Annotated in this window: 23 protein-coding genes; 13 read left to right on the top strand and 10 right to left on the bottom strand. The window is 65.7% G+C overall.

The window, feature by feature from the left end; genetic code table 11:
- The first annotated feature begins 35 nt into the window (after window positions 1–35).
- Window positions 36–1118: a TRAP transporter substrate-binding protein gene (locus Q0105_RS04595; RefSeq protein ID WP_298209210.1), complete on the top strand. Its 1083-nt coding sequence runs from the start codon at window positions 36–38 to the stop codon at window positions 1116–1118.
- Window positions 1119–1600: 482 nt separating this feature from the next.
- On the opposite strand, the gene Q0105_RS04590 is transcribed toward Q0105_RS04595, so the two are convergent.
- From Q0105_RS04590 to Q0105_RS04580, 3 genes are all read right to left on the bottom strand, one after another.
- Window positions 1601–3400: a TRAP transporter large permease subunit gene (locus Q0105_RS04590; RefSeq protein ID WP_298209208.1), complete on the bottom strand. Its 1800-nt coding sequence runs from the start codon at window positions 3398–3400 to the stop codon at window positions 1601–1603.
- Between the two features lie 14 nt (window positions 3401–3414).
- Window positions 3415–4035 carry a TRAP transporter small permease subunit gene (locus Q0105_RS04585; RefSeq protein ID WP_298209206.1) on the bottom strand — a complete coding sequence of 207 codons (621 nt, stop codon included), beginning with the start codon at window positions 4033–4035 and terminating at the stop codon, window positions 3415–3417.
- A 181-nt stretch (window positions 4036–4216) separates the two neighbouring features.
- Complete coding sequence (locus Q0105_RS04580) at window positions 4217–5344, bottom strand: substrate-binding domain-containing protein (protein ID WP_298209204.1); 1128 nt, start codon at window positions 5342–5344, stop codon at window positions 4217–4219.
- A gap of 63 nt (window positions 5345–5407) precedes the next feature.
- On the opposite strand from Q0105_RS04580, the gene Q0105_RS04575 reads away from it, so the two are divergent.
- From Q0105_RS04575 to Q0105_RS04560, 4 genes are read left to right on the top strand one after another with little or no spacing between them, the layout of a single operon-like run.
- Window positions 5408–6145, top strand: a complete 738-nt coding sequence (locus Q0105_RS04575) for an ABC transporter permease (protein ID WP_298209202.1) — start codon at window positions 5408–5410, stop codon at window positions 6143–6145.
- Between the two features lie 2 nt (window positions 6146–6147).
- Window positions 6148–6891 (top strand): phosphate ABC transporter ATP-binding protein, encoded by a 744-nt coding sequence (locus Q0105_RS04570; protein WP_298209212.1) that lies wholly within the window; start codon window positions 6148–6150, stop codon window positions 6889–6891.
- Window positions 6888–7721: a substrate-binding domain-containing protein gene (locus Q0105_RS04565; protein WP_298209200.1), complete on the top strand. Its 834-nt coding sequence runs from the start codon at window positions 6888–6890 to the stop codon at window positions 7719–7721. Before Q0105_RS04570 ends, Q0105_RS04565 begins: the two co-directional genes overlap by 4 nt.
- A gap of 9 nt (window positions 7722–7730) precedes the next feature.
- Window positions 7731–8558, top strand: coding sequence for a molybdate ABC transporter substrate-binding protein (locus tag Q0105_RS04560; protein WP_298209197.1), 828 nt, complete (start codon window positions 7731–7733; stop codon window positions 8556–8558).
- Window positions 8559–8660: 102 nt separating this feature from the next.
- On the opposite strand, the gene Q0105_RS04555 is transcribed toward Q0105_RS04560, so the two are convergent.
- The 6 genes from Q0105_RS04555 to modA form a co-directional block, all read right to left on the bottom strand.
- Complete coding sequence (locus tag Q0105_RS04555; protein WP_298209195.1) at window positions 8661–9137, bottom strand: DUF2269 domain-containing protein; 477 nt, start codon at window positions 9135–9137, stop codon at window positions 8661–8663.
- On the bottom strand, window positions 9134–9535 hold the full coding sequence (locus tag Q0105_RS04550; RefSeq protein ID WP_298209193.1) for a DoxX-like family protein: 402 nt from the start codon (window positions 9533–9535) through the stop codon (window positions 9134–9136). Before Q0105_RS04550 ends, Q0105_RS04555 begins: the two co-directional genes overlap by 4 nt.
- Window positions 9532–10659, bottom strand: coding sequence for a saccharopine dehydrogenase NADP-binding domain-containing protein (locus tag Q0105_RS04545; RefSeq protein ID WP_298209191.1), 1128 nt, complete (start codon window positions 10657–10659; stop codon window positions 9532–9534). The genes Q0105_RS04550 and Q0105_RS04545 overlap by 4 nt, the downstream gene beginning before the upstream one ends.
- Window positions 10660–10788: 129 nt before the next feature.
- The gene (gene modC / locus Q0105_RS04540) at window positions 10789–11880 is read right to left on the bottom strand and encodes a molybdenum ABC transporter ATP-binding protein (RefSeq protein WP_298209189.1); all 1092 of its coding nucleotides are present in this window, start codon (window positions 11878–11880) and stop codon (window positions 10789–10791) included.
- Window positions 11880–12560, bottom strand: a complete 681-nt coding sequence (gene modB, locus Q0105_RS04535; protein ID WP_298209187.1) for a molybdate ABC transporter permease subunit — start codon at window positions 12558–12560, stop codon at window positions 11880–11882. The genes modC and modB overlap by 1 nt, the downstream gene beginning before the upstream one ends.
- 164 nt (window positions 12561–12724) lie before the next feature.
- Complete coding sequence (gene modA, locus Q0105_RS04530) at window positions 12725–13486, bottom strand: molybdate ABC transporter substrate-binding protein (protein WP_298209185.1); 762 nt, start codon at window positions 13484–13486, stop codon at window positions 12725–12727.
- A gap of 152 nt (window positions 13487–13638) precedes the next feature.
- Between modA and Q0105_RS04525 the strand changes: the two genes are divergently transcribed.
- From Q0105_RS04525 to Q0105_RS04510, 4 genes are read left to right on the top strand one after another with little or no spacing between them, the layout of a single operon-like run.
- Window positions 13639–13968 carry a helix-turn-helix domain-containing protein gene (locus tag Q0105_RS04525; RefSeq protein ID WP_298209182.1) on the top strand — a complete coding sequence of 110 codons (330 nt, stop codon included), beginning with the start codon at window positions 13639–13641 and terminating at the stop codon, window positions 13966–13968.
- Window positions 13969–13981: 13 nt separating this feature from the next.
- A complete protein-coding gene (locus Q0105_RS04520; protein WP_298209180.1) occupies window positions 13982–14473 on the top strand; it encodes an ArsI/CadI family heavy metal resistance metalloenzyme in 492 nt (163 codons plus the stop codon).
- Between the two features lie 8 nt (window positions 14474–14481).
- Window positions 14482–15501, top strand: coding sequence for an ACR3 family arsenite efflux transporter (gene arsB, locus Q0105_RS04515; protein WP_298209178.1), 1020 nt, complete (start codon window positions 14482–14484; stop codon window positions 15499–15501).
- A 40-nt stretch (window positions 15502–15541) separates the two neighbouring features.
- A complete protein-coding gene (locus Q0105_RS04510; protein WP_298209176.1) occupies window positions 15542–16336 on the top strand; it encodes a TOBE domain-containing protein in 795 nt (264 codons plus the stop codon).
- Window positions 16337–16474: 138 nt separating this feature from the next.
- On the opposite strand, the gene Q0105_RS04505 is transcribed toward Q0105_RS04510, so the two are convergent.
- A complete protein-coding gene (locus Q0105_RS04505; RefSeq protein WP_298209174.1) occupies window positions 16475–17608 on the bottom strand; it encodes a helix-turn-helix domain-containing protein in 1134 nt (377 codons plus the stop codon).
- 227 nt (window positions 17609–17835) lie between these two features.
- Between Q0105_RS04505 and Q0105_RS04500 the strand changes: the two genes are divergently transcribed.
- From Q0105_RS04500 to Q0105_RS04485, 4 genes are all read left to right on the top strand, one after another.
- Window positions 17836–18306, top strand: coding sequence for a (2Fe-2S)-binding protein (locus Q0105_RS04500; protein ID WP_298209172.1), 471 nt, complete (start codon window positions 17836–17838; stop codon window positions 18304–18306).
- A gap of 18 nt (window positions 18307–18324) precedes the next feature.
- Window positions 18325–20712 (top strand): xanthine dehydrogenase family protein molybdopterin-binding subunit, encoded by a 2388-nt coding sequence (locus tag Q0105_RS04495; RefSeq protein ID WP_298209170.1) that lies wholly within the window; start codon window positions 18325–18327, stop codon window positions 20710–20712.
- Window positions 20713–20723: 11 nt separating this feature from the next.
- Window positions 20724–21515, top strand: coding sequence for a xanthine dehydrogenase family protein subunit M (locus Q0105_RS04490; protein ID WP_298209168.1), 792 nt, complete (start codon window positions 20724–20726; stop codon window positions 21513–21515).
- A gap of 208 nt (window positions 21516–21723) precedes the next feature.
- Window positions 21724–22328, top strand: a 605-nt coding sequence (locus tag Q0105_RS04485; RefSeq protein WP_298209166.1) for a MoxR family ATPase, incomplete at its 3' end; no start/stop codon positions are given.

The following is a 22328-nucleotide window of genomic DNA, read 5'->3' as shown; positions in this document are numbered from 1 at the left end:
CCAAGTTTTGCAATCAATATATCGGAGAGAACCTCATGGATCGTCGTTCAATCATCAAGCACGCTGGCATCGCCGGTGTGCTGGCTGCAGGCGCTGCGCCCGCCGTCCACGCACAGGCCGCCATTCGCTGGCGCCTGGCATCCAGCTTCCCCAAGTCGCTGGACACCATCTATGGCGGTGCTGATGTGTTCTCCAAGGCCGTCAAGGCCATGTCGGGCGGCAAGTTTGAAATTTCCGTGCACGCTGGTGGCGAGCTGATGCCTCCCTTCGGCGTGGTGGACGGCGTGCAGCAAGGCACCGTCGAAATGGCACACACCGTGCCTTACTACTTCTACGGCAAGAACCCCGCGTTTGCGCTGGGCTCGGCAGTGCCCTTCGGCTTCAATGCCCGCCAGATGAACGCCTGGATGCTGCACGGCAATGGCCGCAAGCTCATGAACGAGTTCTACAGCGGCTACAACATGATCAGCTTCGCTGGTGGCAACACCGGCACGCAGATGGGTGGCTGGTACCGCAAGGAGATCAAGTCCCCCGCCGACTTCAAGGGCATGAAGATGCGCCTGGGTGGCGGCCTGGTCGGTGAAGTGATGCAAAAGCTGGGCGCCGTGCCCCAAAGCATCCCTGGCGGCGAAATCTATCAATCCCTCGAAAAGGGCACGCTGGACGCTGCTGAATGGGTGGGACCTTACGACGACCAGAAGCTCGGCTTCAACAAGGTCGCTCCGTTCTACTACTACCCCGGCTGGTGGGAAGGCGGCCCCGAGGTGGACTTCTTCGTCAACCAGAAGGCCTTCGACGGTCTGTCTGCCGAGAACAAGGCCATCATTGAGGCTGCATCGAACCTGGCCCACGTGGACATGCTGGCCAAGTACGACGCCCTGAACCCCACGGCCCTCAAGCAACTGGTGGCCGCCAAGACCAAGGTGCTGCCGTTCTCGCAAGCCGTGATGGACGCTTCGTTCAAGGCCTCGATGGAAGTCTTCGCAGAGAACGACGCCAAGAGCCCTGAGTGGAAGAAGATCTACGCTGACATGCGTGCATTCCAGCGCGACCAGATCCTGTGGTTCCGCTTTGCCGAAGCACGCTACGACACCTTCATGTCTGCGCAAAAGATCTAAACGCTGCAAGGCGGCGCTTGTCGCCGCCCTGTTGGCTTTCGATCAACCCGCCTGGTTCGCCAGGCGGGTTTTTTTACGCCTGTGCGTTTTGGACGAGGACGTGGCGGGCTGTTCACATCGTTGCGCATCAGGCTGGTTGTAGATGGATGCCGCAGCGACGCTGGTAGCTGGTGTGGGCGCTGCCGCTCTGGGGGCATGAGCGCCAGAAAGGGCGTTGCCGTTGGTTGCCACAGAGCGGTGTTCGCAAGGGTCCGCTAAGGTCTGGCTGGGGGCTTCTTCTATTTCACGGTGGCTGGCGCAGCAGCATCGCAGAGCCGTTGCCGACCTGCTTCTTCGATGCCTCTGCCAGGGGGGCGCCGAGCGGCAATAAAAAAGCCCCGGCAGAAGGTTCTGCCGGGGCTTGGTGTGAGCAGGGTGCTGATGTGAGGGCTTCAGGGGCTGGTCAGCGTGCCTGAAGCGACTCAATCACCACACTTTCATTCTCATTTTTTCTCGTTGGCCATCGATTCTTGCAAGGCCTTCAGCGGGTCGTCTGCAGGGCTGGCGGCATCGGCAGCAGGGGCTGGTGCATCGCCGGGAGCAGGGGCCGCACCTTCCATGCCGGCCGTTGGGTCGTCGAGCCCTGGGGCTGCGTCGCGCATCGCTGCTTCCATTTCCAGGCGGACCTTGTCGAGGTCATACACCTGCTTCTCGTCCAACCCGCTGGAGACGATACCGGGGAAGGCAATCACCAGGCCCACCATGATCAGTTGGATGACCAGGAAGGGAATGGCGCCCCAGTAGATCTGGGTGGTGGTCACGGGCGCGATCATCTTCTTGGTGACCTTGTCCATGTATTCCTTTGCCGGGGCCACGCTGCGCAGGTAGAACAGCGCAAAACCGAACGGCGGGTGCATGAACGAGGTTTGCATGTTGATGGCCAGCAGCACGCCAAACCAGATCAGGTCGATGCCTAGCTTGTCAGCCACGGGGGCCAGCAGGGGCACCACGATGAAGGACAGCTCGAAGAAGTCCAGGAAGAACGCCAGGAAGAACACCATGACGTTCACGACGATCAGGAAGCCCAGTTGGCCGCCTGGCAGGCCGGACAGCAGGTGTTCCACCCACAGTGGGCCGTCCACACCCTGGAAGGTGAGGCCGAAGATGGTGGCACCCACCAGGATGAACACCACGAAACACGACAGCTTGGTCGTGGTGGTGACAGCCTGCCGAAGCAGCGACCACGTCAACCGTCCGCGGATCAGTGCCATGATGCCTGCGCCCAGTGCGCCCATCGCGCCGCCTTCGGTGGGTGTTGCCACGCCCAGGAAGATGGTGCCCAGCACCAGGAAGATCAGCAGCAGTGGCGGGATCAGCACAAAGGTCACGCGCTCTGCCACGCGCGAGAGCAGGCCCATGCGGGTGATCTTGTTGATGCTGGCGGCCACGAAGGCCAGGGCCACGCCAAAGCACATGGACACCACGATGGTTTCGTCGAGGGCGACCTTGTCGACCGCCTCGCCCGACCACCAGGTGTGCACGGCGGGCATGTTCTTGGCCATGTAGACCGATGCGGCCACGCAGATACCCGTCAGCACCAGCAGCGAGGGCACGCCACTCTTGCCGTCGTCACCCTTGAGCGTGCGCGCTTCGGGCGGGATGGCAGGCACCCACTGGGGCTTGAAGACTGCGAGCAAGAGGACGTACAGCGCGTAGAAGCCGGTGAGCATCAGGCCGGGCAGGAAGGCGCCCTTGTACATGTCGCCCACGCTGCGGCCCATCTGGTCGGCAATGATGATGAGCACCAGCGAAGGGGGAATGATCTGCGCCAGCGTGCCGGAGGCAGCAATCACCCCCGCCGCCAGTCGCCGGTCATAGCCATAGCGCAGCATGATGGGCAGCGAGATCAGGCCCATCGAGATCACCGACGCGGCCACCACGCCCGTGGTGGCTGCCAGCAGCGCGCCCACGAAGATCACGGCCAGTGCCAGGCCGCCACGGATGGGGCCGAAGAGCTGGCCGATGGTGTCCAGCAGGTCTTCCGCCATCCCGCTTCGCTCCAATATGAGCCCCATCAGCGTGAAGAATGGAATGGCCAGCAGGGTGTCGTTCTGCATGATGCCGAAGATGCGCAGCGGCACGGCTTGCAGCAGGGCTTCGGGCAACACGCCCAGCTCGATGCCTACGAAGGCGAAGAACAGTCCGCAGGCGCCTAGGCTGAAGGCGACCGGAAAGCCCACCAGCAAGAAGCAGATGAGCCCCGCAAACATGATGGGGGCGAGATTGTGGGTCAAAAATTCCATGGTGTGTGCTCCGCTCAGACGGCCTCGGTCTTGTTCTTGCCGTTGCCCTTGGCAGCTTCAGCCAGGTTGCGGATGGATTCGGCCAGTTCTTCTTCTGCCGTTTTTTCAACTTTCTTGACCGTGGGGTCTTCGATCAGGCCTTTGAGGAAGCCCAGGCGCTTGATCAGCTCGGAGATACCCTGCAGCCACAGCAGAGCGAAGCCCAGCGGAAGCATCAGGTACACGGGCCAGCGGATCAGGCCACCGGCATTGTTCGACATCTCGCCCGAATCGAATGCGCGCGTGAAAAACGGAATGCTGTACCAGAGCACGGCCAGGCACATGGGCGTGAGGAAGGCGATGTAGCCGAACACGTCGATCCAGATCTGGGTGCGCTTGGAAAAGCGGCTGGAGATCACATCTACCTTGACGTGTTCGCCCTGCAGCAGCGTGTAGCCCGCAGCCAGCAGGAACGAGGCGGCAAACAGATACCACTGCACCTCCAGAAAGGCGTTCGAGCTGATGCTGAACGCTTTGCGCACCACCGCGTTGACCCCGCTGATGATGGTGGAGGCCAGGATGAGCCAGACCACGTATTTGCCGACCTGGGTATTAAGCCAGTCGATCCCCCTTGATAACTTCAATAGAGCCTGCATGGTGTCTCCAATAAAAAGGCTTTGCGTGCGATGTGTCGGCCCGGCCGCGGGTAGGCGGCCTGGCGCGACAAACTTTTACAACGGCGCGATTCTACGGAGCACTGTAGGCCCAGGCTGACGGCAGCGTGACGGTGTTATCCCTCAGCAGGCGCTCGCTCTGTAGCTATCAAAAGAGAAGCAATTAGGGTTTCTGCCTAGGCGCGGATGTGCGCTTTTTCCGCGCAAACTGCCACCAGGGCAGCACGGTGCTCATGGCCAGCACCTCACCGCAGTGCAAGGGCGTGTAGCCGGGCAGGGCCTGCATTTGCGCCAGCCACTCAGGGGTTTGCAGCAGGGTGCGCAGGGCCAGCGTGGCGGGTTGGTCCAGGCTGGCTTTCAGGCAAGCCAGGTGGTAGCGCTCGTGCACCAGCGGCACAAAATCCAGTCCGCGCGCACGCGCCGCCACCTCGATGCCCATGCCCACGTCGGCCGCACCGGCGGCCACGGCCTGCGCAATGGCGGTGTGAGAAGGTTCGTTGAGTGTGTAGCCCTGGATGGCCTGGGTGTCCAGGCCCGCCTGCACGAGCAGGTCGTCGAGCAGCACCCGCGTGCCGGTGCCCAGCGGCCGGTTGATGAAACGGGCGCCGGTGCGGGCCACGTCGGCCAGGCTTTGAAGCCCCAGCGGATTGCCCGGCGCCACGATGAGGCCCTGTGTGCGCTGGGCAAAGCCGATGACCTTGTGCAGGCCAGGCTGCAGCAGTGGCTTGTAGGTGCGCGCGGCCAGCGAATCGGCTGCAGGCTGCTCCACGGTGTGAAAGCCTGCCAACGTGCAGCGTCCTTCGTTCAAGGCGCGGATGGCGTCCACGCTGCCGGTGAAGCGGATATCGAGGTGCAGTGCACCGGCGTCGGCCTGCGCGGCGGCATGTGTGCGCAGCGCCACCAGGGCATCGTCGTGGCTGGCATACATGGTGAGCACATGGGCGTTGGGGTCGAAGGCCACGGCAAACGCGCGCTCCAGGTCGGCGTGCAGCGCGGCGATCTGCGGCGCCAGCCGGGCCTGGGCCTGGCGCTCGGCCCACAGCAGCTTGGTGCCGAACTCGCTGAGCTGCGCCGACTGGCCCTTGCCCCAGATGATCAGCTCGCCGCCGAGCTGGTCTTCCCAGCGCTTGAGGGCGCCCCAGACATGGCGGTAGGACAGGTCCAGCGCACGGGCCGCGCCCGAGATGGAGCCACGCTCGGCCACGGCCTGCAGTAGCTCGGGCAAGGGGTTGCGGATGAGCGCATTGCCAGCGTCCCGGCTGAGTGTGTAGTGAAGTTGGACCCTATGCACGGGATTTCATATCGCTGGGTATTGATGAGGTGCCTACGATAGCCGAACCCGATCATCAGGCCCATGTCCACCCTTACCGAAAGCGCGAGCACAGCGCTGCAACTCACCTTCTCATCAGACCCCGTCCTGTGGACCATCGTAGGCCGCTCCCTGTCTGTCAGCGCCACCGCCTGCCTGTTGGCTTGCGGCATCGGCCTGGTGCTGGGTGCCTGGCTGGGCGTGGCCCGCTTTGCGGGGCGGGGCGCCGTGCTGGCGGTGCTCAACACCTTGTTGGCGGTGCCGTCGGTGGTGGTGGGGCTGGTGGTGTACCTGGTGCTTTCGCGCAGCGGGCCGCTGGGTGCGCTGGGTTGGCTGTTCAGTTTCAAGGCCATGGTGCTGGCGCAGGCCATCCTGGTGCTGCCCGTGGTTACGGCGCTCACGCGCCAGGCGGTGGAAGACGCCGAACGTGCGCACGGCGAGCAGTTGCGCTCCATGGGCGCTGGGCCGCTGCTGCGCAGCCTGCTGCTGGCGTGGGACGAGCGCTATGCGCTGCTGACCGTGCTGCTGGCGTCGTTTGGTCGCGCCATCTCCGAAGTGGGCGCGGTGATGATCGTGGGCGGCAACATCGACGGCTTCACGCGCGTGATGACCACCGCCATCGCGCTGGAGACCAGCAAGGGCGACCTGCCCCTGGCGTTGGCGCTGGGCATCATCCTGCTGGCCGTGGTGCTGGCGCTCAATGTGCTGATCGCGCTGGTGCGACGCTGGCGCGAGCGGGTAGACGGCGCCGGCTCCAGCATCCCCGTGGGGGTGGCGGCATGAGCATGAGCATGAGCGTGGATGAGGTGGTGGAAACAAGCCCTTGGGTCGATCTGCGCCAGGTGACCGTGCGCTATGGCCGCGTGCAGGCGCTGGAGCAGGTCACGCTGCGCATCGTGCCCGGCGAGCGCGTGGCGCTGGTGGGCGCCAACGGCAGCGGCAAAAGCACGCTGCTGCGGGTGCTCAACGGCCTGGCCGATGCCAGCGGCGGCGGCCTGCAGTGCGACGCCACACTGCGCCAGGCCATGCTGTTCCAGCGCCCGCACATGTTGCGCACCAGCGCGCAGAACAACGTGGCGCTGGCCTTGTGGCTGCGCGGCACGCGCTGGCGCGAGGCGCGGCTTGCGGCGCTCACGGCGCTGCAGCGCGTGGGGCTGCGGGACATCGCCGTGCAAAACGCCCGCACCCTGTCGGGCGGCCAGCAACAGCGCGTGGCTCTGGCCCGCGCCTGGGCACTGCGGCCCGACGTGCTGCTGCTGGACGAGCCCACCGCCAGCCTTGATCCCCATGCCAAGCGCGAGGTCGAGGCGCTGATGGCCGACTTCGCCGCCAGCCACGGATCGGCCGGCCCGGCACACCCGGTGACCATGGTGTTCAGCAGCCACAACCTGGGCCAGGTCAAGCGCCTGGCCAGCCGCGTGATCTACATGGAGCATGGCCGCCTGGTGGCCGACCTGCCTGTCAACGATTTTTTCAATGGCCCCCTGCCCGAGGCCGCCCGTTTGTTTGTCAAAGGAGAACTGGTATGACGAATTTCAAGCCTTTTCGTGCTCCCGCGCTTATTCATAAAGCGCTGGCAGCTATTGTTTTTGTAGCATCCAGCTCTGCATTCGCACAGAGCATCACCATGGCGTCCACCACGTCCACCGAGCAATCGGGGCTGTTTGGTTACCTGTTGCCTGAGTTCAAGAAAGCCAGCGGGCTGGACGTGAAGGTGGTGGCGCTGGGCACCGGTCAGGCGCTCGATATGGCGCGCCGGGGCGACGCCGACGTGCTGTTCGTGCACGACCAGGTGGCCGAGGAAAAGTTCGTGGCCGATGGCTGGGGTGTGAAGCGCTACCCGGTGATGTACAACGACTTCATCCTGGTGGGGCCCAAGACCGACCCGGTAGGTGTGAAGGGCAAGGACATCGTGGAGGGGCTCAAGAAGCTCGCAGCAGGCAACGGCGACTTCGTCTCGCGCGGCGACAAGAGCGGCACCCATGCGGCCGAGCTGCGCTACTGGAAGGCGGCGGGCGCCGACGCCGCAAAACCCTCAGGCAGCGGCTACAAGGAATGCGGCTGCGGCATGGGTCCCGCGCTCAACATCGCGGCATCCAGCGGCGCCTACGTGCTGGCTGACCGGGGCACCTGGCTCAACTTCAAAAACCGCGCCGATCTGGCGGTGCTGGTCGAGGGTGACACAAGGCTCTTCAACCAGTACGGCGTGATGGTTGTCAACCCTGCCAAACATGGGCATGTGAAGGCGCAGGACGCGCAGAAATTCGTGGACTGGGTGGTGTCGCCCGTGGGCCAGCAAGCCATTGCCAGCTACAAGATTGGTGGCGAGCAACTGTTCTTCCCGAACGCGGCCAAGTGAGCGGGTGCCATGGCACATCGTCTTCGGGCTGCGGGGCCTGCGGCAGCCGCAGCGTTGTCTGTTGCCCTCGCCGGTTGTTCGGCGGCCAAGGTGCCGGTGGTTGAGGTGACCCCCGTGCAGGTCTATGCCGCTGGCAGCCTGCGCGAAGCCTTCACCGAGATCGCACGCGACCACGAGGCCCGCACCGGCCAGAAGCTGGCGCTGACCTTTGGCGCCTCGGGCCTGCTGCGCGAGCGCATTGAAAAGGGCGAGGCCGCGCAGGTCTTTGCCTCGGCCGATACCGACCACCCAGCGCGGTTGGCGGCGCGCGGCGGCTGGCAGGCGCCCGTGGTGTTCACGCGCAACGCGCTGTGCGCGATCACCAGCGAGCAGATCAGCGCAACGCCCGACACGCTGCTGGCGACCTTGCTGCGCAGCGATGTGCGCGTTGGCACATCCACCCCCAAGGCCGATCCCTCCGGCGACTACGCCTGGGCGCTTTTTCGCCAGGCCGACAAGGTACAGCCCGGCGCCTATGCGCAGCTGAATGCCAAGGCGCTGAAGCTCACGGGCGGTGCAGATTCGCCCAAGCCGCCTGCGGGCCGGGGTACCTATGCCTGGGTGATGGAGCAACGCCAGGCCGACGTTTTTCTGACTTACTGCACCAACGCTGTGGCCACACAGGCTGAGCTGCCACGCTTGCGCGTAGTGCCATTGCCCCCGGCGCTGCAGGTGGGCGCTGCCTATGGCCTGACGGTGCGAGCCAACGCGCCCGCAGCGGCGCAGGCGTTTGCCACAGCGCTGCGGCAGCCCGCAGCGCAGGCTGTATTGCAGCGGCTGGGGTTTGGAGCGCCCTGAAGGCAGGGCGCTGCCTTTGTTTTTGTGTGCACACGCCGTGCCTGTTCGCCTGGTGGGGTGAGGCACGGCGTGTGATTTTTTTGCAGCACGCGGTTTCTAGGTTCAAAACCCCAGCGAGGGCTTGTTCACCATCAGGTAGAACACCACGGCCATGGCCACGAAGGCTGGGTAGCCCAGCGCCTCCCACCAGCGTGCATAGCGCCAGTACAACGGGGGCAGGGCGCCATTGTTGTCTGCTGCCTCTGCCGCCATGTCGCGCATGCGCAGCTGCAGCCACACCACCGGTAGCCAGCAGGCCCCGGCCACGACGTACAGCGCAAGGGACACGGCCAGCCACGGTGTGCTCCAGGGCAGCCCGGCCATCGCCGCCATGGCGAGGCCCGTGGCGGGCTGGATGAGCACCGTGGGGGTGGTGAACCACCAGTCCGCCCGCACCACCAGGCGGCTGACCACCGCCTGCGCCTGCACATTGCCGCTGCGGTTGGTGAAAAACATGTAGAACGCAGAGCCCAGCCCGGTGCCCACCAGCAGCACGCTGGAGACGATGTGCAGCCATTTGAGGATGAGGTACAGGCTCATGGTTTTGGTGGCGAGGTGGCGGTTGTGCCCTGCAGCAGCACCCACAGGATGGCGGCGATGGGCAGGTTCTTGGTCAGCGGCCCCAGCGGGTGCAACCACCATGCGGGGTGGATGGCGGTGGCCAGCAGCGTCATCGCGGCCATCAACAGCAGCGCCGCCAGGTACGCGCTACGGCCTGGGCGCAGTGCCAGCCAGAGCCCGAGCAGGGCATCCGCAGCCGCCCCGGCCAGGATGATTGCTGAGGGCAGCCAGGGGGCGGCGCCTGTTGTCCACGCAGCGGGCAGGCCCGCCAGCAGTTCGCGGCTTTGGCCGTGAAGCTCCCACACGCTGACGATGGCTGTGGCCAGCCACACGAAAACAAGGCTCCAGCGCAGCAATGGGTAGGCGCTGGTGTTCATGGTTCTTCGAGGACGTCGGTCACCATGCCCCACTTCGCAAACTCGGGCGCAAAGGCCCCCAGCGGCAGCAGGCTGGTGCTGGTGTGTGCGCCGGTCGGCAGAGACTGCCCGGCCGCCAGTTGCCGGGCCAGCAGGATGGTGGCCATGCAGGGGATCTCGGGGCCATGGTCGTGGTCAGCCGCAATGTGCCAGGCGCGGCGGCGGGGCTGGCCCTGCGCATCGGCGCCTGCCACGCGCACCACCATGCCACCCAGCGGCGTGCCCAGGAAATCCAGCACACCGCCGGTGCGGTGCATCAGCCCCGCCAATTTTTCGGGGTGGGGCAGCAGGCCCCAGTGGTGCAGTGCTGCGATGGAGGCAAACGTGCGCTGTGCCAGGCCCACCTCCAGCGCGGCACGGAAGGTGACGCGGCTGCGCGCTTGATAGCGGGCCGGGAAAATCTCCAGGTCGGGGATGTCGCAAACCGCCCCCAGGCGCGGCCGCAGCCGGTGAAACTGCACCGGTGTGGGCTGCGCCCAGCCCCGCTGCGGCTGCCAGCGGCCGCCTTCCCACACGTCGATGGGCAGGCCGCAGTAGCTCAGCACCGCCGCCAGCGTGGCCTCGCCGCGCGGTGCACGCTGAGCGGGGGCGATGCAGATGTCGATGCTGTCGATGTGTTGCCAGCCTGCGCACAGGTGGTCGATGACGGCCGAAGACAACGCGGGCACGGTGCTGGCGCCTGCGATGGCCGTGCGCCCAGCGGCGGCAAATGTGGCCTGCATCGCGGCCGGAAAGTCGCACACAAAGCGGCGGCCGTCGGCCAGGTCGATGTAGTGTGCGCCCGCCTCGGCGGCGGCCTGGGCCACGCTGTAGGCCTGCGCCTGAAACGGCCCGGCAGTGTGGATGACCAGGCCCACGCCCAGCGTGCGCAGCCGGTCGGCAAGGCCGGGAGCCTGGTGGTCCAACGCCACGCCTTGTGCGCCATGGCCCAATGTGCCCGCCAGGGCCTGCGCGCGCGATACATCGCGGCCCGCAATCAGCAGCCTGATGTGATGGTTAGTGGCCGGATTGCCCGCCAGCGCGCGGCAAATGCGTGCGCCAAAGTTGCCGTAGCCGCCCAGGACCAGGGTGGTGAGTGCCGCCATGGTTCAGGCCCTGCGCGGCAAGTTGTCAATGAGGCGCCTGCAGTGCTTCGTCCGCCAGATGGAATCCATGTCCTCCCCTTTGCTTGTGCGGGGGATCATACGATTGATGGGGCACGGCCCAGGCGCTGCTCAGTTCACGATGGCGATGCCCTTGACCTGCGCAAACACGGCCTGGCCTGGCGCCAGTGCCAGTGCCTGGGCCGACCGCTCGGTGACCCGCGCCAGCAGGCGCGTGGGGCCTGCGTCCAGGGCCACCATCAACTGGCCGGGGCTGTCTTGCTCCAGCGCCACCACGGTAGCGGGCAGGATGTTGAGGATGCTGGTATCGCTGGGCGCTGCGAGCGCCAGGCTCACGTCGCGTGCCTGCACGCGCAGGCGAAGGGGCTCGCCCGTGGCGCGCGGCGTGGGGCTGACCAGCAGCAGTTGCCCCCCGCCGAACCCCACGGTGGTGATGTGGTCGTGTACATCGTGCTGCAGCACGGTGCCGTCAATCACCGTGGCGGCTGCGTCGCCATGGGCCAGGGGCAGGTCCAGGCGCACGGTCAGCTCATCGGTGCGGCCATGGGCCAGCACGCGGCCTTCGCGCATCAGCACCATGTGCCCGGCCAGCCGCGCGACCTCGTCGATGGCGTGGCTCACGTACAGCATGGGGATATCGAGGTTGCGATGCAGCCGTTCCAAATAGGGAAGGACCTCGGCCTTGCGCTGTGCGTCCAGCGCGGCCAGGGGTTCGTCCATCAGCAGCAGGCGCGGGCTGGTGGCCAGCGCACGCGCCATGGCCACGCGCTGGCGTTCGCCCCCCGACAGGGCGTGCGGCCTGCGGTTCATCAGGTGGTCAATGCCCAACAGCTCCACGGCCTGCTCCAGCGCCACCTTGCGGCGTGCGGCGGGCGTGCGTTTGAGGCCATAGTCGATGTTGCCGCGCACGCTCAGGTGGTCGAACAGGCTGGCCTCCTGGAACACATAGCCCAGCGCGCGTTCGTGCGTGGCGCGCCAGATCTTTTGTGCATCGTCCTGCCACAGGTCTCCATTGACCTCGACGCGGCCCGGCTGTGCGCGCTCAAGGCCTGCAATCGCGCGCAGGCAGGTGGTCTTGCCGCAGCCCGAGGGGCCGAACAGGGCCGTGACGCCATGCCCTGGCAACTGCAGGTCTACGTCGAGCGTGAAGCCGGGGCGGGCCAGCACCAAGCGTGCTGTGATCTGGCTGGAGGGGGCGGCCATCACGACACCATGGACGCGCGGCGGCGCGTGAGGTTCAGGCACAGCAGCACCAGGAACGAGAAAATCACCATGCCCCCGGCCAGCCAGTGGGCCTGGGTGTATTCGAGTGCTTCCACATGGTCATAGATCTGCACCGACACCACGCGCGTTACGCCGGGGATGTTGCCGCCCAGCATGAGCACCACGCCAAACTCGCCCACAGTGTGCGCAAAACTCAGGATGGCCGCGGTGATGAAACCAGGGCGCGCCAGCGGCAGCGCCACGGTGAAAAAGCGGTCTAGCGGCCCGGCGCCCAGCGTGGCTGCGGCTTCGAGCGGGCGCTGGCCGATGGCCTCGAACGCATGCTGCAGCGGCTGCACGGCAAAGGGCAGCGAATAGATCAGCGAACCCATCACCAGCCCCCAGAAGGTGAATGGCAGGGTGCCCAGCCCCAGCCACTGCGTGAACTGGCCCAGCGGCCCGTGCGGGCCCATCGTGACCAGCAGATAAAAACCGATCACCGTGGGCGGCAACACCAGCGGCAAGGCCACCACGGCCGACACCGGGCCGCGCCAGCGCGAGGGCGTGTGCGCCAGCCACCAGGCCAGCGGCGTGCACAGCACCAGCAGCAGCGCCATGGTGGTGCCCGCCAGCCGTAGCGTGAGGCCGATGGCCGCGAGATCGGCGCTGGAAAAGGGCATGGGTGTAGCGAGTGGCTTGTAGGGGGGCGGGGTTTTTTGAATGTTGAGCGGCTAATAAAGCTCAGCAAAGCGGTTCTGGCTAGGCGCTCCGGCGCAGACAGTACCAGAGGTACGGCAAGACGGAGTCACGACGCCAGAAGGGCTTTATTGGTAGTCGCAGTCCCTCAGAAACTATAGCCGTAGGACTGGATGATCGCGCGGGCCTTGTCGCCACGCAGGTAGGTGAGCAGCGCGGCTGCGGCGGCGCTGTCCTTGCCGGGGTTGAGCAAGATGGCGTCCTGGCGGATGGGCTCGTGCATGCTGGCGGGCACCTGCCAGGCCGAGCCCTTGCTGATCTTGCCATCGACCATGACCTGCGACAGCGCCACGAAGCCCAGTTGTGCATTGCCGGAGGACACGAACTGGAAGGTTTGGGCGATGTTTTCGCCCTGCACCAGGCGGGGCTGCAGCGCGGCTGTCACGCCCAGCTTGTCCATCACCTGCACGGCGGCGGCGCCATAGGGTGCCAGCTTGGGGTTGGCGATGGCCAGGTGCTTGAAGTCGCCCTTCTTGAGTACGTCGCCCTGGGCATCGACATAACCGGCTTGTGCGCTCCACAGCACCAGCGTGCCAATGGCGTAGGTAAAGCGTTTGTCGGGCACGGCCTTGCCTTCGCGCTCCAGCTTGGCGGGCGTGGTGTCGTCGGCAGCCAGGAACACCTGGAACGGCGCGCCGTTGGTGATTTGCGCATAGAACTTGCCCGTGGCGCCGAACGACAGCTCTGCCTTGTGGCCGGTGTCGGCTTCAAAGGCCGCGGCGATCTTCTGCATGGGGGCTGTGAAATTGGCGGCCACCGCCACCGAGACCTGATCGGCATGGGCCGCTTGCGCAGTGGCGAAACCCAGGCTGAGAAGAGCAAGAGAGAGAAAGGTTCGGCGGTGTTGCATGGCAGTACGGCGCGAAAGCGCTATTCATTGATGGAATAGCGAAAGTATATGCGTCCCCTCCGTGGAAGGGCATTGAGGGGTATCAAGCGGGGTTTTTGGGGCCTGGTTTGGATATGAATTCAATAATTCAACAATTGTTGTATTATCTGCGCATGCAAGAAACCGATGTCGTCCGCGCCCTCGCCGCCCTGGCCCAGGAGGTTCGCCTGCGGGTTTTCCGCGCCCTGGTGGTGGCGGGCCCGGCCGGGCTGACGCCGGGGGATTTGTCTGCCCAATTGGACGTTGCCGCCAACACCTTGTCTTTTCATCTGAAAGAGCTATCGCATGCAGGGCTCATCAGCCAGGAGCGCCAGGGCCGTAACCTGATCTACCGTGCCGCGTTCGGCACCATGAACGCTCTGCTGGGCTACCTCACCGAAAACTGCTGTCAGGGGGAGGCTTGTGCACCCTCCGAGGGTGCTGCACCACCTTGTCACTGCTGAAGAGGAGAACCCCATGAAACGTTTCCATGTCCACATGCATGTCGATGACCTGGCCCAGAGCATCGCTTTCTATTCCAGGCTGTTCGATGCCCAGCCCGCCCGCGCCGAGGCCGATTACGCCAAGTGGATGCTGGAAGACCCGCGCGTCAACTTCGCGATTTCGACGCGGGGGGCAAAGCCGGGTCTGGACCATTTCGGCATGCAGACCGACGACGCAGCCGAGTTGGCCGCACTGAAGGCGCGCGCCGAGGCCGCCGACATGGCCTTGCTGGACGAGGGCGCCACCACCTGCTGTTATGCCCGCAGCGAAAAACACTGGGTGACCGACCCGCAGGGCATTGCGTGGGAGCACTTCCACACCCTGGGCGACATCCCTGTCTTCAACGAAGCCAGCGTGCTAGCCGCAGCGGGTGCCTGCTGCGCGCCTGCGGCGGACGCTGCACCCACCGAGGCCAAGGCCGCGTGCTGCGGCCCTGCCACCTCCACCAAAACCGCCTGCTGTTGAATGCCCCCATGAGTGTGTTCGAGCGCTACCTCACGGTCTGGGTATTCCTGTGCATCGTGGTGGGCATTGGGCTGGGGCAGTTGTTCCCCGGCGTCTTTCAGGCAGTGGGCCGCATGGAGGTTGCCCAGGTCAATCTGCCCGTGGGCTTGCTGATCTGGGTGATGGTCATCCCGATGCTGGTGAAGGTGGACTTCGGCGCGCTGGGCGAGGTGCGCAAGCACACGCGGGGCATCGGCGTGACGCTGGTGGTGAACTGGCTGGTCAAGCCGTTTTCCATGGCGTTTCTGGGCTGGCTGTTCATTCGCCACTGGTTTGCACCGCTGCTGCCCGCAGATCAGATCGACAGCTACATCGCGGGCCTCATCCTGCTGGCCGCCGCGCCGTGCACGGCCATGGTGTTTGTGTGGAGCCGCCTCACAGGGGGCGACCCGTTGTTCACGCTGTCGCAGGTGGCGCTGAACGACAGCATCATGGTGATTGCGTTTGCGCCGCTCGTGGCCTTTTTGCTAGGCATCTCGGCCATCACCGTGCCGTGGGACACCTTGCTGACCTCGGTGGTGCTCTACATCGTCGTCCCGGTGGTATTGGCCCAGTGGCTGCGCCGGTGGTTGCTGGCCAAGGGCAATGCGGTGTTCGATGCCGTCATGGCGCGCATGGGCCCCTGGTCCATCGCGGCGCTGCTGGCCACGCTGGTGCTGCTGTTCGCGTTCCAGGGCGAGGCCATCCTGCAGCAGCCCTTGGTGATTGCCCTGCTGGCCGTGCCCATCCTGATCCAGGTGTTTTTCAACGCCGGGTTGGCGTACTGGCTCAACCGTGCGGTGGGCGAGAAACACAGCGTTGCCTGCCCATCGGCGCTGATCGGCGCCTCCAATTTCTTCGAGCTGGCGGTGGCGGCCGCCATCAGCCTGTTCGGCCTTCACTCGGGCGCCGCGCTGGCCACCGTGGTGGGGGTGCTGATCGAGGTGCCCGTGATGCTGCTGGTGGTGCACATCGTCAATCGCAGCAAGGGCTGGTACGAGCGGGCGTGAGCGGCGCCATGAAGCGCCACCGCTCAGGCATCATCCGCGCATGCCTGTTTCTCTCTCCCTCACGGATGCGCTGGGCCATGCCCTGGCCGACAAACGCATCGACATCCTGCGCCAGATCGGCGCCTGTGGCTCTATCTCGCAGGCCGCTCGCGCCGTGGGCGTGAGCTACAAGGCGGCGTGGCAGGCGGTGGACACATTGACCAACCTGGCGGGCACGCCGCTGGTGGCCCGTGCGGTGGGCGGGGCAGGCGGCGGTGGGGCGCAATTGACCGAGGCGGGCCGCCAACTGTTGGCGGCGGCCGATGCGATGGCGCAGGCGCGGGGGGCCGTGCTCTCGCGCTGGCAAGCCACGCCCCATGCGGGGCCTGCGCTGGCCCGGCTTGCGGTGCGCACCAGCATGCGCAATCAATTGCCCTGCGTGGTCGAGCGGCTTGCGGTGCAAGGGCAGATCGTGCGCGTGCACCTGCGGTTGGGCGGGGAGGGCATGACTGCCGTGGCGCTGGCCTCGCGCGTCACGCTGGAGAGTGCGGAGCTGCTGGGCCTGCAACCGGGGCTGGCCGTGCAGGCGCTGTGCAAGGCCATGGCGGTGCGGGTGGAGCGTGGTGGTGATGGTGGCCGTAGGGCGGTGGCCGAGCCTTCCTCAGGCACCCACCACCTGGTTGCCCGAGCCACGCGCGTGGTGCGGGGCGATTCGGGCGATGAAGTGTCTGCCGAGCTGGCGGGTGGCCTGCAAATGGTGGGCTTCGCAGCCCCCCGGAGCGGCCTGCGTGCGGGCAGCCAGGTGGTGCTGGTGGTGGACGACAACGCCGTGGTGCTGGCCTTGGCGGAGGTCTGAGGCAGACTCAGTGATGAATTAATTTACTATAAATTTAGTAGCTGCCAGCGCTTGATGAATAAGCGCTAGAGGCCAATTTCAATCAAATCCTGCTTTCTTTATGCTGTGTGGCGTTGCACATAGCGGCATGTCAGCCGCTCAGTGGCCCTTGGGCGTGCCCAGCTTGCGGTACACCGTGGCGCGGCTGATGCCAAGGGCGCGGGCGGCCTCTGCCACGTTGCCACGGGCGTCTTGCACGGCTTGGCGGATCAGGGCGGTTTCGGCCTCGCGCAGCGGGGCTGCGGCGGGTGGTGTGCCTGCTAGCGTGGGGGCGTGGCTGGCGCCGCGGGTGTGCTTTGGCAACTGCGCCAGGGTTTGCAGGCGCAGGCCGGACCACAGGGGCAGGTCCAGCGGCTGCGCGGGGTGTCGCCGCGCAGCGTCGAACAGCATGGTCCACGGCAGGGCCAGCAGGTCGCTGCAATGCGTGGGTGCCCCCGGTGTGCGCAGTGGTTGGGGCACGAGCTGGCGGGCCATGCTGTTGCTGCCCACCACGTAGCCGTCGCCATCCAGCGCGAGCAGGCCATCGCCTTCGCCGCCCAGTGTGCTGCCCGGCCAGTTCATGCGCAGCAGCAGGGCGTGGGGGCGTTGCAGCAGCAGGGCGTCTTCCATGGCGCGGGCCGAGCGCGCCACCAGGTGGCGCAACTCGGGCCGCTCGGGCACATCGACGCCGGTCAGGTCCAGCATGCCCACGCATTGGCCGTGGGGGTCGAACAGCGGCGCGCCCGCGCAGCTGTAGCTGCCGTTGTCATCGAAGAAATGTTCGCCCCGGTGCAGCCACACGGGTTGCAGCTCGGCCAGTGCCGCGCTGATGGCCGTGGTGCCCACGGCAGCTTCCGACAGGTCGATGCCCACGCGGCCGATGGTGCTGGCGCGTGGGTCGCTGCGGTCGATATGGCCCTGCACATCCACCACGATGCCGTGTGCGTCGGTCAGCATGGCGAAGTAGCGCATGCCGGCTATGGCGCGGGTGAGCTGCTGCAGCACGGGCTTTGCGGCATTCAGCAGGTGGTGGTTTTGCTCACGGCTGCGGTGCAGGGCCGGGGCGCTGACGGCGTCGAAGGTGACGCGGCGCGCGGGCTCCAGGCCACGGGCCAGGCAGCGCTGCCAGGACCGTGCAATCCAGGGCTCCACCTCGGCACGTGCTGGCGCTGCACCGCCAGCGAGCAATCTCTGGCGGGCCTGCGCAATCAGCGCGTGGCGGTCGGTAACGGGGTGGGGCGCGGAGGAAAGCATGGGCAGCAGGCTCCTGGATGTCCGCATGATGCGCTGGTGTGCAGTGCAGCATGTTTCATTTTGAGAATATCCAGCCAGGGCCCTCGGAAATCTAGGGTTGTCCCTAGGGAGGGGTGCGGGGGTGGGGCAGAAGATGAGCGAAGAACGTGTTCACGATCTCCCAGGGGTCGCCTGCGAGATCGTGAACACGTTCTTGTCCAGCCAAACCTCTTCCAGGAGACAGCCAGATGCAAGTCCAGTTCACGGTCAACGGGCGCGCCGCCAGCGTTGACGTCCCCCCCAACACCCTGCTTGTCCACGCGCTGCGAGAGCACCTCGCGCTCACCGGCACCCACGTGGGCTGCGACACCAGCCAGTGTGGTGCGTGCACGGTGCATGTGAATGGCCGGGCCGTCAAATCCTGCGCCATGCTGGCGGTGCAGGCCCAGGGGGCCGAGGTGACCACCATCGAAGGCATGGCCACCCCCGACGGCACCATGCACCCCATGCAGGCGGCCTTCAAGGAATGCCACGGCCTGCAGTGCGGCTTTTGCACCCCCGGCATGGTGATGAGCGCTGTGGACCTGTGCCAAAACCACCCTGGCGCGAGCGAAGGCGAAATCCGCGAGCTGCTCGAAGGCAACATCTGCCGCTGCACGGGCTACCAGAACATCGTGCGCGCGGTGCAGGTCGGCCAAAAAGCCATGGCTTCGGCTTAAACACAGGGGGCAAAGATCATGGGTGCATCCGACTTTTCCAAGCTGCCGCACATCGGCGAATCGCTCAAGCGCAAGGAGGACTACCGCTTCCTCACCGGCGCGGGCCAGTACACCGACGACATCGTGCTGGCCGCACAATGTCATGCCGTGTTTGTGCGCTCGCCGCACGCGCATGCCGGCATCAACAGCATCAACACCAGCGCGGCCAAGGCGGCCCCTGGCGTGCTGGGGGTGTTTGTGGGCGCCGATGTGGCCGCCGACAACATCAATGGCCTGCCCTGCGGCTGGCTCATCACCAGCACCAATGGCGAGCCCATGAAGGAGCCACCGCACCCCATCCTTGCCCAGGGCAAGGCGCGCTACGTGGGCGACCAGGTGGCCATGGTGGTGGCCCAGACGCTGCAGCAGGCGCGCGACGCGGCCGAGCTGGTGGAGGTGGACTACGACGTGCTGCCCTCGGTGGTCAACGTGGCCGATGCGGCCTCGGGCGCGGTGGCAGGCGCTGCGCTGCACGACATTGCACCCGACAACCATTGCTTCAAATGGGCCATTGGCGACAAGGGCGCGGTGGACGCTGCGTTTGCCAATGCCGCGCATGTGACCCAGCTGGATTTGATCAACAACCGGCTCATCCCCAACGCCATGGAGCCACGTGCCGCCATTGGCAGCTACAGCCGCGCCAATGACGAGTACACGCTGTACGTGAGCAACCAGAACCCGCACGTCGAGCGCCTGCTGATGACGGCCTTTGTGATGGGCCTGCCCGAGCACAAGGTGCGCGTGATCGCGCCCGACGTGGGCGGTGGCTTCGGCTCCAAAATTTTTCTGTACGCCGAAGACGTGTGCCTGACCTGGGCCGCCAAAAAGCTCAACCGCAACATCAAGTGGGTGGCCGATCGCAGCGAATCCTTTCTGACCGACGCCCATGGCCGCGACCATGTGAGCCACGCCGAAATGGCCATGGACAAGGACGGAAAATTTTTGGCCATGCGCGTGCACACGCATGCCAACCTGGGCGCCTACCTGAGCACCTTTTCCAGCGCCGTGCCCACCATCCTCTATGCCACGCTGCTCGCGGGCCAATACACCACGCCGCAGGTGTATGTAGAGGTGGATTCGTGGTTTACCAACACTTCGCCGGTCGATGCCTACCGGGGCGCGGGCCGGCCTGAAGCCACGTACCTGCTGGAGCGCCTGGTCAGCCGCTGCGCCTGGGACATGGGCCTTGCGCAGGACGAGATCCGCAAGCGCAACTTCATCACCAGCTTCCCTTATCAGACGCCCGTGGCGCTGCAGTACGACATTGGCGACTACCACGCGTGCATGACACAGGCGCAGCAACTGGCCGACGTGGCCGGGTTTGCCGCGCGCAAGGCGGCCAGTGAGGCCAAGGGCTTCAAGCGCGGTATCGGTTATTCGTCGTACATCGAGGCCTGCGGTATTGCGCCGTCCAACATCGCTGGTGCTTTGGGCGCACGGGCGGGCCTGTTTGAATGCGGCGAGGTGCGCGTGCACCCCACGGGCAGTGTGACGGTGTTCACCGGCTCACACAGCCACGGCCAGGGGCACGAGACCACGTTTGCGCAGGTGGTGGCAGCGCGGCTGGGCATTCCGGTGGAGAACGTGGATATCGTGCACGGCGACACGGGCCGCGTGCCGTTCGGCATGGGCACGTATGGTTCGCGCTCCATCAGCGTAGGCGGCGCGGCCATCATGAAAGCGCTGGACAAGATCGAGGCCAAAGCCAAAAAGATCGCTGCACATTTGATGGAGGCAAGCGATGCCGACATCGACTTCAGCGGCGGCGAGTTCACCGTGCGCGGCACTGACAAGAAGATCCCGTTCGGCCAGGTGGCGCTCACGGCCTACGTGCCACACAACTACCCGCTCGACAAGCTCGAGCCGGGCCTGAACGAAACCGCGTTCTACGACCCGACCAACTTCACCTTTCCCGCGGGCACCTACATCTGCGAGGTGGAGGTGGACCCCGCCACGGGCAGCACGCGGGTGGACAAGTTCACCGCCGTGGACGACTTCGGCACCATCATCAACCCCATGATTGTGGAAGGCCAGGTGCATGGCGGCCTGGTGCAGGGCATCGGCCAGGCGCTGATGGAAAACTGCGTGTACGACCGCGAAACCGGTCAGTTGCTCACCGGCAGCTACATGGACTACGCCATGCCACGGGCGGATGACTTCCCCAACTTCCAGCTCGGCCATGTGTGCACGCCCTGTACCCACAACCCGCTGGGCACCAAGGGCTGCGGCGAGGCCGGGGCCATTGGGTCGCCACCGGCTGTGATCAATGCCGTGCTTGATGCACTGCGCCCGCTGGGCGTGAAGGACTTCGACATGCCCGCATCGCCGCACCGCGTGTGGGAAGCCATTCAGTCCGCCAAGGCATAAGGAGATCGACCATGTACGCATTTACCTTTGAAGCGCCTTCCTCCACCGCTGCTGCCGCGCAGCTCATCGCCCAGGGCGGCAAACTGCTGGCCGGTGGGCAAAGCCTGCTGCCCTCCATGCGCCTGCGCCTGGCCAACCCCGAGAAGATCGTGGACCTGAACGGTGTTGCAGACCTGGCGGGTATCCGCCGCGAGGGCAACGCGCTTGTCATCGGTGCTATGACGCGCCACATGGACGTGGCCGCGAATGCCGAGGTCCAAGCCGCCATCCCCGCGTTGGCCGACCTGGCCGCGCACATCGGCGACCGCCAGGTGCGTGCGCGCGGCACGCTGGGCGGCTCGGTGGCCAACAACGACCCCGCCGCCTGCTACCCCAGCGCGGTGTTGGGCCTCGGCGCCACCGTCATCACCAACCAGCGCGAGATAGCGGCTGACGATTTCTTCGTGGGCATGTACACCACGGCGCTGGAAGAGGGCGAGATCATCACCGCCATCCGTTTTCCGGCCCCAAAGCGCGCGGCGTACATGAAGTTCAAGCAGGCCGCTTCGCGTTTCTCGCTGGTGGGCGTGTTCGTGGCGCAGTTCGATGCCGGGGTGCGGGTGGCCGTCACCGGTGCCGCCACCAGCGTGTTTCGCCATGCGGGGCTGGAGGCTGCGCTCACCCAGAGCTTCACGCCTGCCTCGGCGGCGGCGGTGAAGATCGACGCGAGCGATCTGAACAGCGACATCCATGCGAGTGCCGCGTACCGTGCCAACCTGATCAGCGTGCAAACCCAACGGGCCGTGGAGCGCATGCTGGGTTAAGGTGAAAGTGCTGCCTGGCCATGTACATGTTTCAGGCATCCAACCTCCAGACCGTTCGGGCTGAGCCTGTCGAAGCCAGGGCGTTCTTTGCCACCAGCCCTTCGACAGGCTCAGGGCGAACGGCGTTGTTCGGGGTCAGTGTTTGATCAAGTGAAAATGGCTGCTAGCGCTTGGTGAATAAGCGCTAGCAGCTATCAAAAGAGAAGCAATGAGCTTGCCAACTTCTGTTGATGCCCTGGTGCAGGCGCTGCAAAGCGTGGGCTACTTTGCCGACCGGCGGCTTGCCACGGCGGTGTATCTGGCGCTCCAACTGCAGCGCCCCTTGCTGCTGGAGGGCGAGCCCGGCGTGGGGAAAACCGCGCTGGCCAAAGCCATGGGCGAGGTGCTTGGGCGAAGCCTGATCCGCCTGCAGTGCTACGACGGCCTGGAGCAGCGCGAGGCGCTGTATGAGTGGAATTACGCCGCCCAACTGCTACACATGCGGGCCGCCGAGGGCCAAGGCAGTGCCGACATGGCGCAGGTGGAGCGCGAGGTCTACCAAGACCGCTACCTTATCCGCCGCCCGCTGCTGCAAGCGCTGCAGGCCCCCGCGCCCGGCGCCGTGCTGCTCATCGACGAGGTGGACCGGGCCGACGAGCCCTTCGAGGCCTTCTTGCTCGAATACCTGGGCGAATACCAGGTCAGCATCCCTGAGATCGGCACCGTGCGCGCCACGGCCACACCCGTCACCCTGCTCACCAGCAACCGCACGCGCGATCTGCACGACGCCGTCAAGCGCCGCTGCCTGTACCACTGGCTGGACTACCCCGAGCG

This window comes from Acidovorax sp., from assembly GCF_027492855.1.
Classification (GTDB): Bacteria; Pseudomonadota; Gammaproteobacteria; order Burkholderiales; family Burkholderiaceae_C; genus Acidovorax.
Note: the sequence above shows the minus strand (reverse complement) of the source record. Positions and strands in the feature narration are given on the sequence as shown.

What these genes read in the sequence shown, in the direction of transcription:
- Q0105_RS04490 (WP_298209168.1), top strand. Translation starts at nt 20,724, where the DNA reads ATGTACGCATTTACCTTTGAAGCGCCTTCCTCCACCGCTGCTGCCGCG.
- Q0105_RS04520 (WP_298209180.1), top strand. Translation starts at nt 13,982, where the DNA reads ATGAAACGTTTCCATGTCCACATGCATGTCGATGACCTGGCCCAGAGC.
- modC (WP_298209189.1), bottom strand. Translation starts at nt 11,880, where the DNA reads ATGGCCGCCCCCTCCAGCCAGATCACAGCACGCTTGGTGCTGGCCCGC.
- Q0105_RS04595 (WP_298209210.1), top strand. Translation starts at nt 36, where the DNA reads ATGGATCGTCGTTCAATCATCAAGCACGCTGGCATCGCCGGTGTGCTG.
- modA (WP_298209185.1), bottom strand. Translation starts at nt 13,486, where the DNA reads ATGCAACACCGCCGAACCTTTCTCTCTCTTGCTCTTCTCAGCCTGGGT.
- arsB (WP_298209178.1), top strand. Translation starts at nt 14,482, where the DNA reads ATGAGTGTGTTCGAGCGCTACCTCACGGTCTGGGTATTCCTGTGCATC.
- Q0105_RS04495 (WP_298209170.1), top strand. Translation starts at nt 18,325, where the DNA reads ATGGGTGCATCCGACTTTTCCAAGCTGCCGCACATCGGCGAATCGCTC.
- Q0105_RS04500 (WP_298209172.1), top strand. Translation starts at nt 17,836, where the DNA reads ATGCAAGTCCAGTTCACGGTCAACGGGCGCGCCGCCAGCGTTGACGTC.
- Q0105_RS04560 (WP_298209197.1), top strand. Translation starts at nt 7,731, where the DNA reads ATGGCACATCGTCTTCGGGCTGCGGGGCCTGCGGCAGCCGCAGCGTTG.
- Q0105_RS04545 (WP_298209191.1), bottom strand. Translation starts at nt 10,659, where the DNA reads ATGGCGGCACTCACCACCCTGGTCCTGGGCGGCTACGGCAACTTTGGC.
- Q0105_RS04570 (WP_298209212.1), top strand. Translation starts at nt 6,148, where the DNA reads ATGAGCATGAGCGTGGATGAGGTGGTGGAAACAAGCCCTTGGGTCGAT.
- Q0105_RS04525 (WP_298209182.1), top strand. Translation starts at nt 13,639, where the DNA reads ATGCAAGAAACCGATGTCGTCCGCGCCCTCGCCGCCCTGGCCCAGGAG.
- Q0105_RS04590 (WP_298209208.1), bottom strand. Translation starts at nt 3,400, where the DNA reads ATGGAATTTTTGACCCACAATCTCGCCCCCATCATGTTTGCGGGGCTC.
- Q0105_RS04575 (WP_298209202.1), top strand. Translation starts at nt 5,408, where the DNA reads ATGTCCACCCTTACCGAAAGCGCGAGCACAGCGCTGCAACTCACCTTC.
- Q0105_RS04505 (WP_298209174.1), bottom strand. Translation starts at nt 17,608, where the DNA reads ATGCTTTCCTCCGCGCCCCACCCCGTTACCGACCGCCACGCGCTGATT.
- Q0105_RS04585 (WP_298209206.1), bottom strand. Translation starts at nt 4,035, where the DNA reads ATGCAGGCTCTATTGAAGTTATCAAGGGGGATCGACTGGCTTAATACC.
- Q0105_RS04565 (WP_298209200.1), top strand. Translation starts at nt 6,888, where the DNA reads ATGACGAATTTCAAGCCTTTTCGTGCTCCCGCGCTTATTCATAAAGCG.
- Q0105_RS04550 (WP_298209193.1), bottom strand. Translation starts at nt 9,535, where the DNA reads ATGAACACCAGCGCCTACCCATTGCTGCGCTGGAGCCTTGTTTTCGTG.
- Q0105_RS04555 (WP_298209195.1), bottom strand. Translation starts at nt 9,137, where the DNA reads ATGAGCCTGTACCTCATCCTCAAATGGCTGCACATCGTCTCCAGCGTG.
- Q0105_RS04510 (WP_298209176.1), top strand. Translation starts at nt 15,542, where the DNA reads ATGCCTGTTTCTCTCTCCCTCACGGATGCGCTGGGCCATGCCCTGGCC.
- modB (WP_298209187.1), bottom strand. Translation starts at nt 12,560, where the DNA reads ATGCCCTTTTCCAGCGCCGATCTCGCGGCCATCGGCCTCACGCTACGG.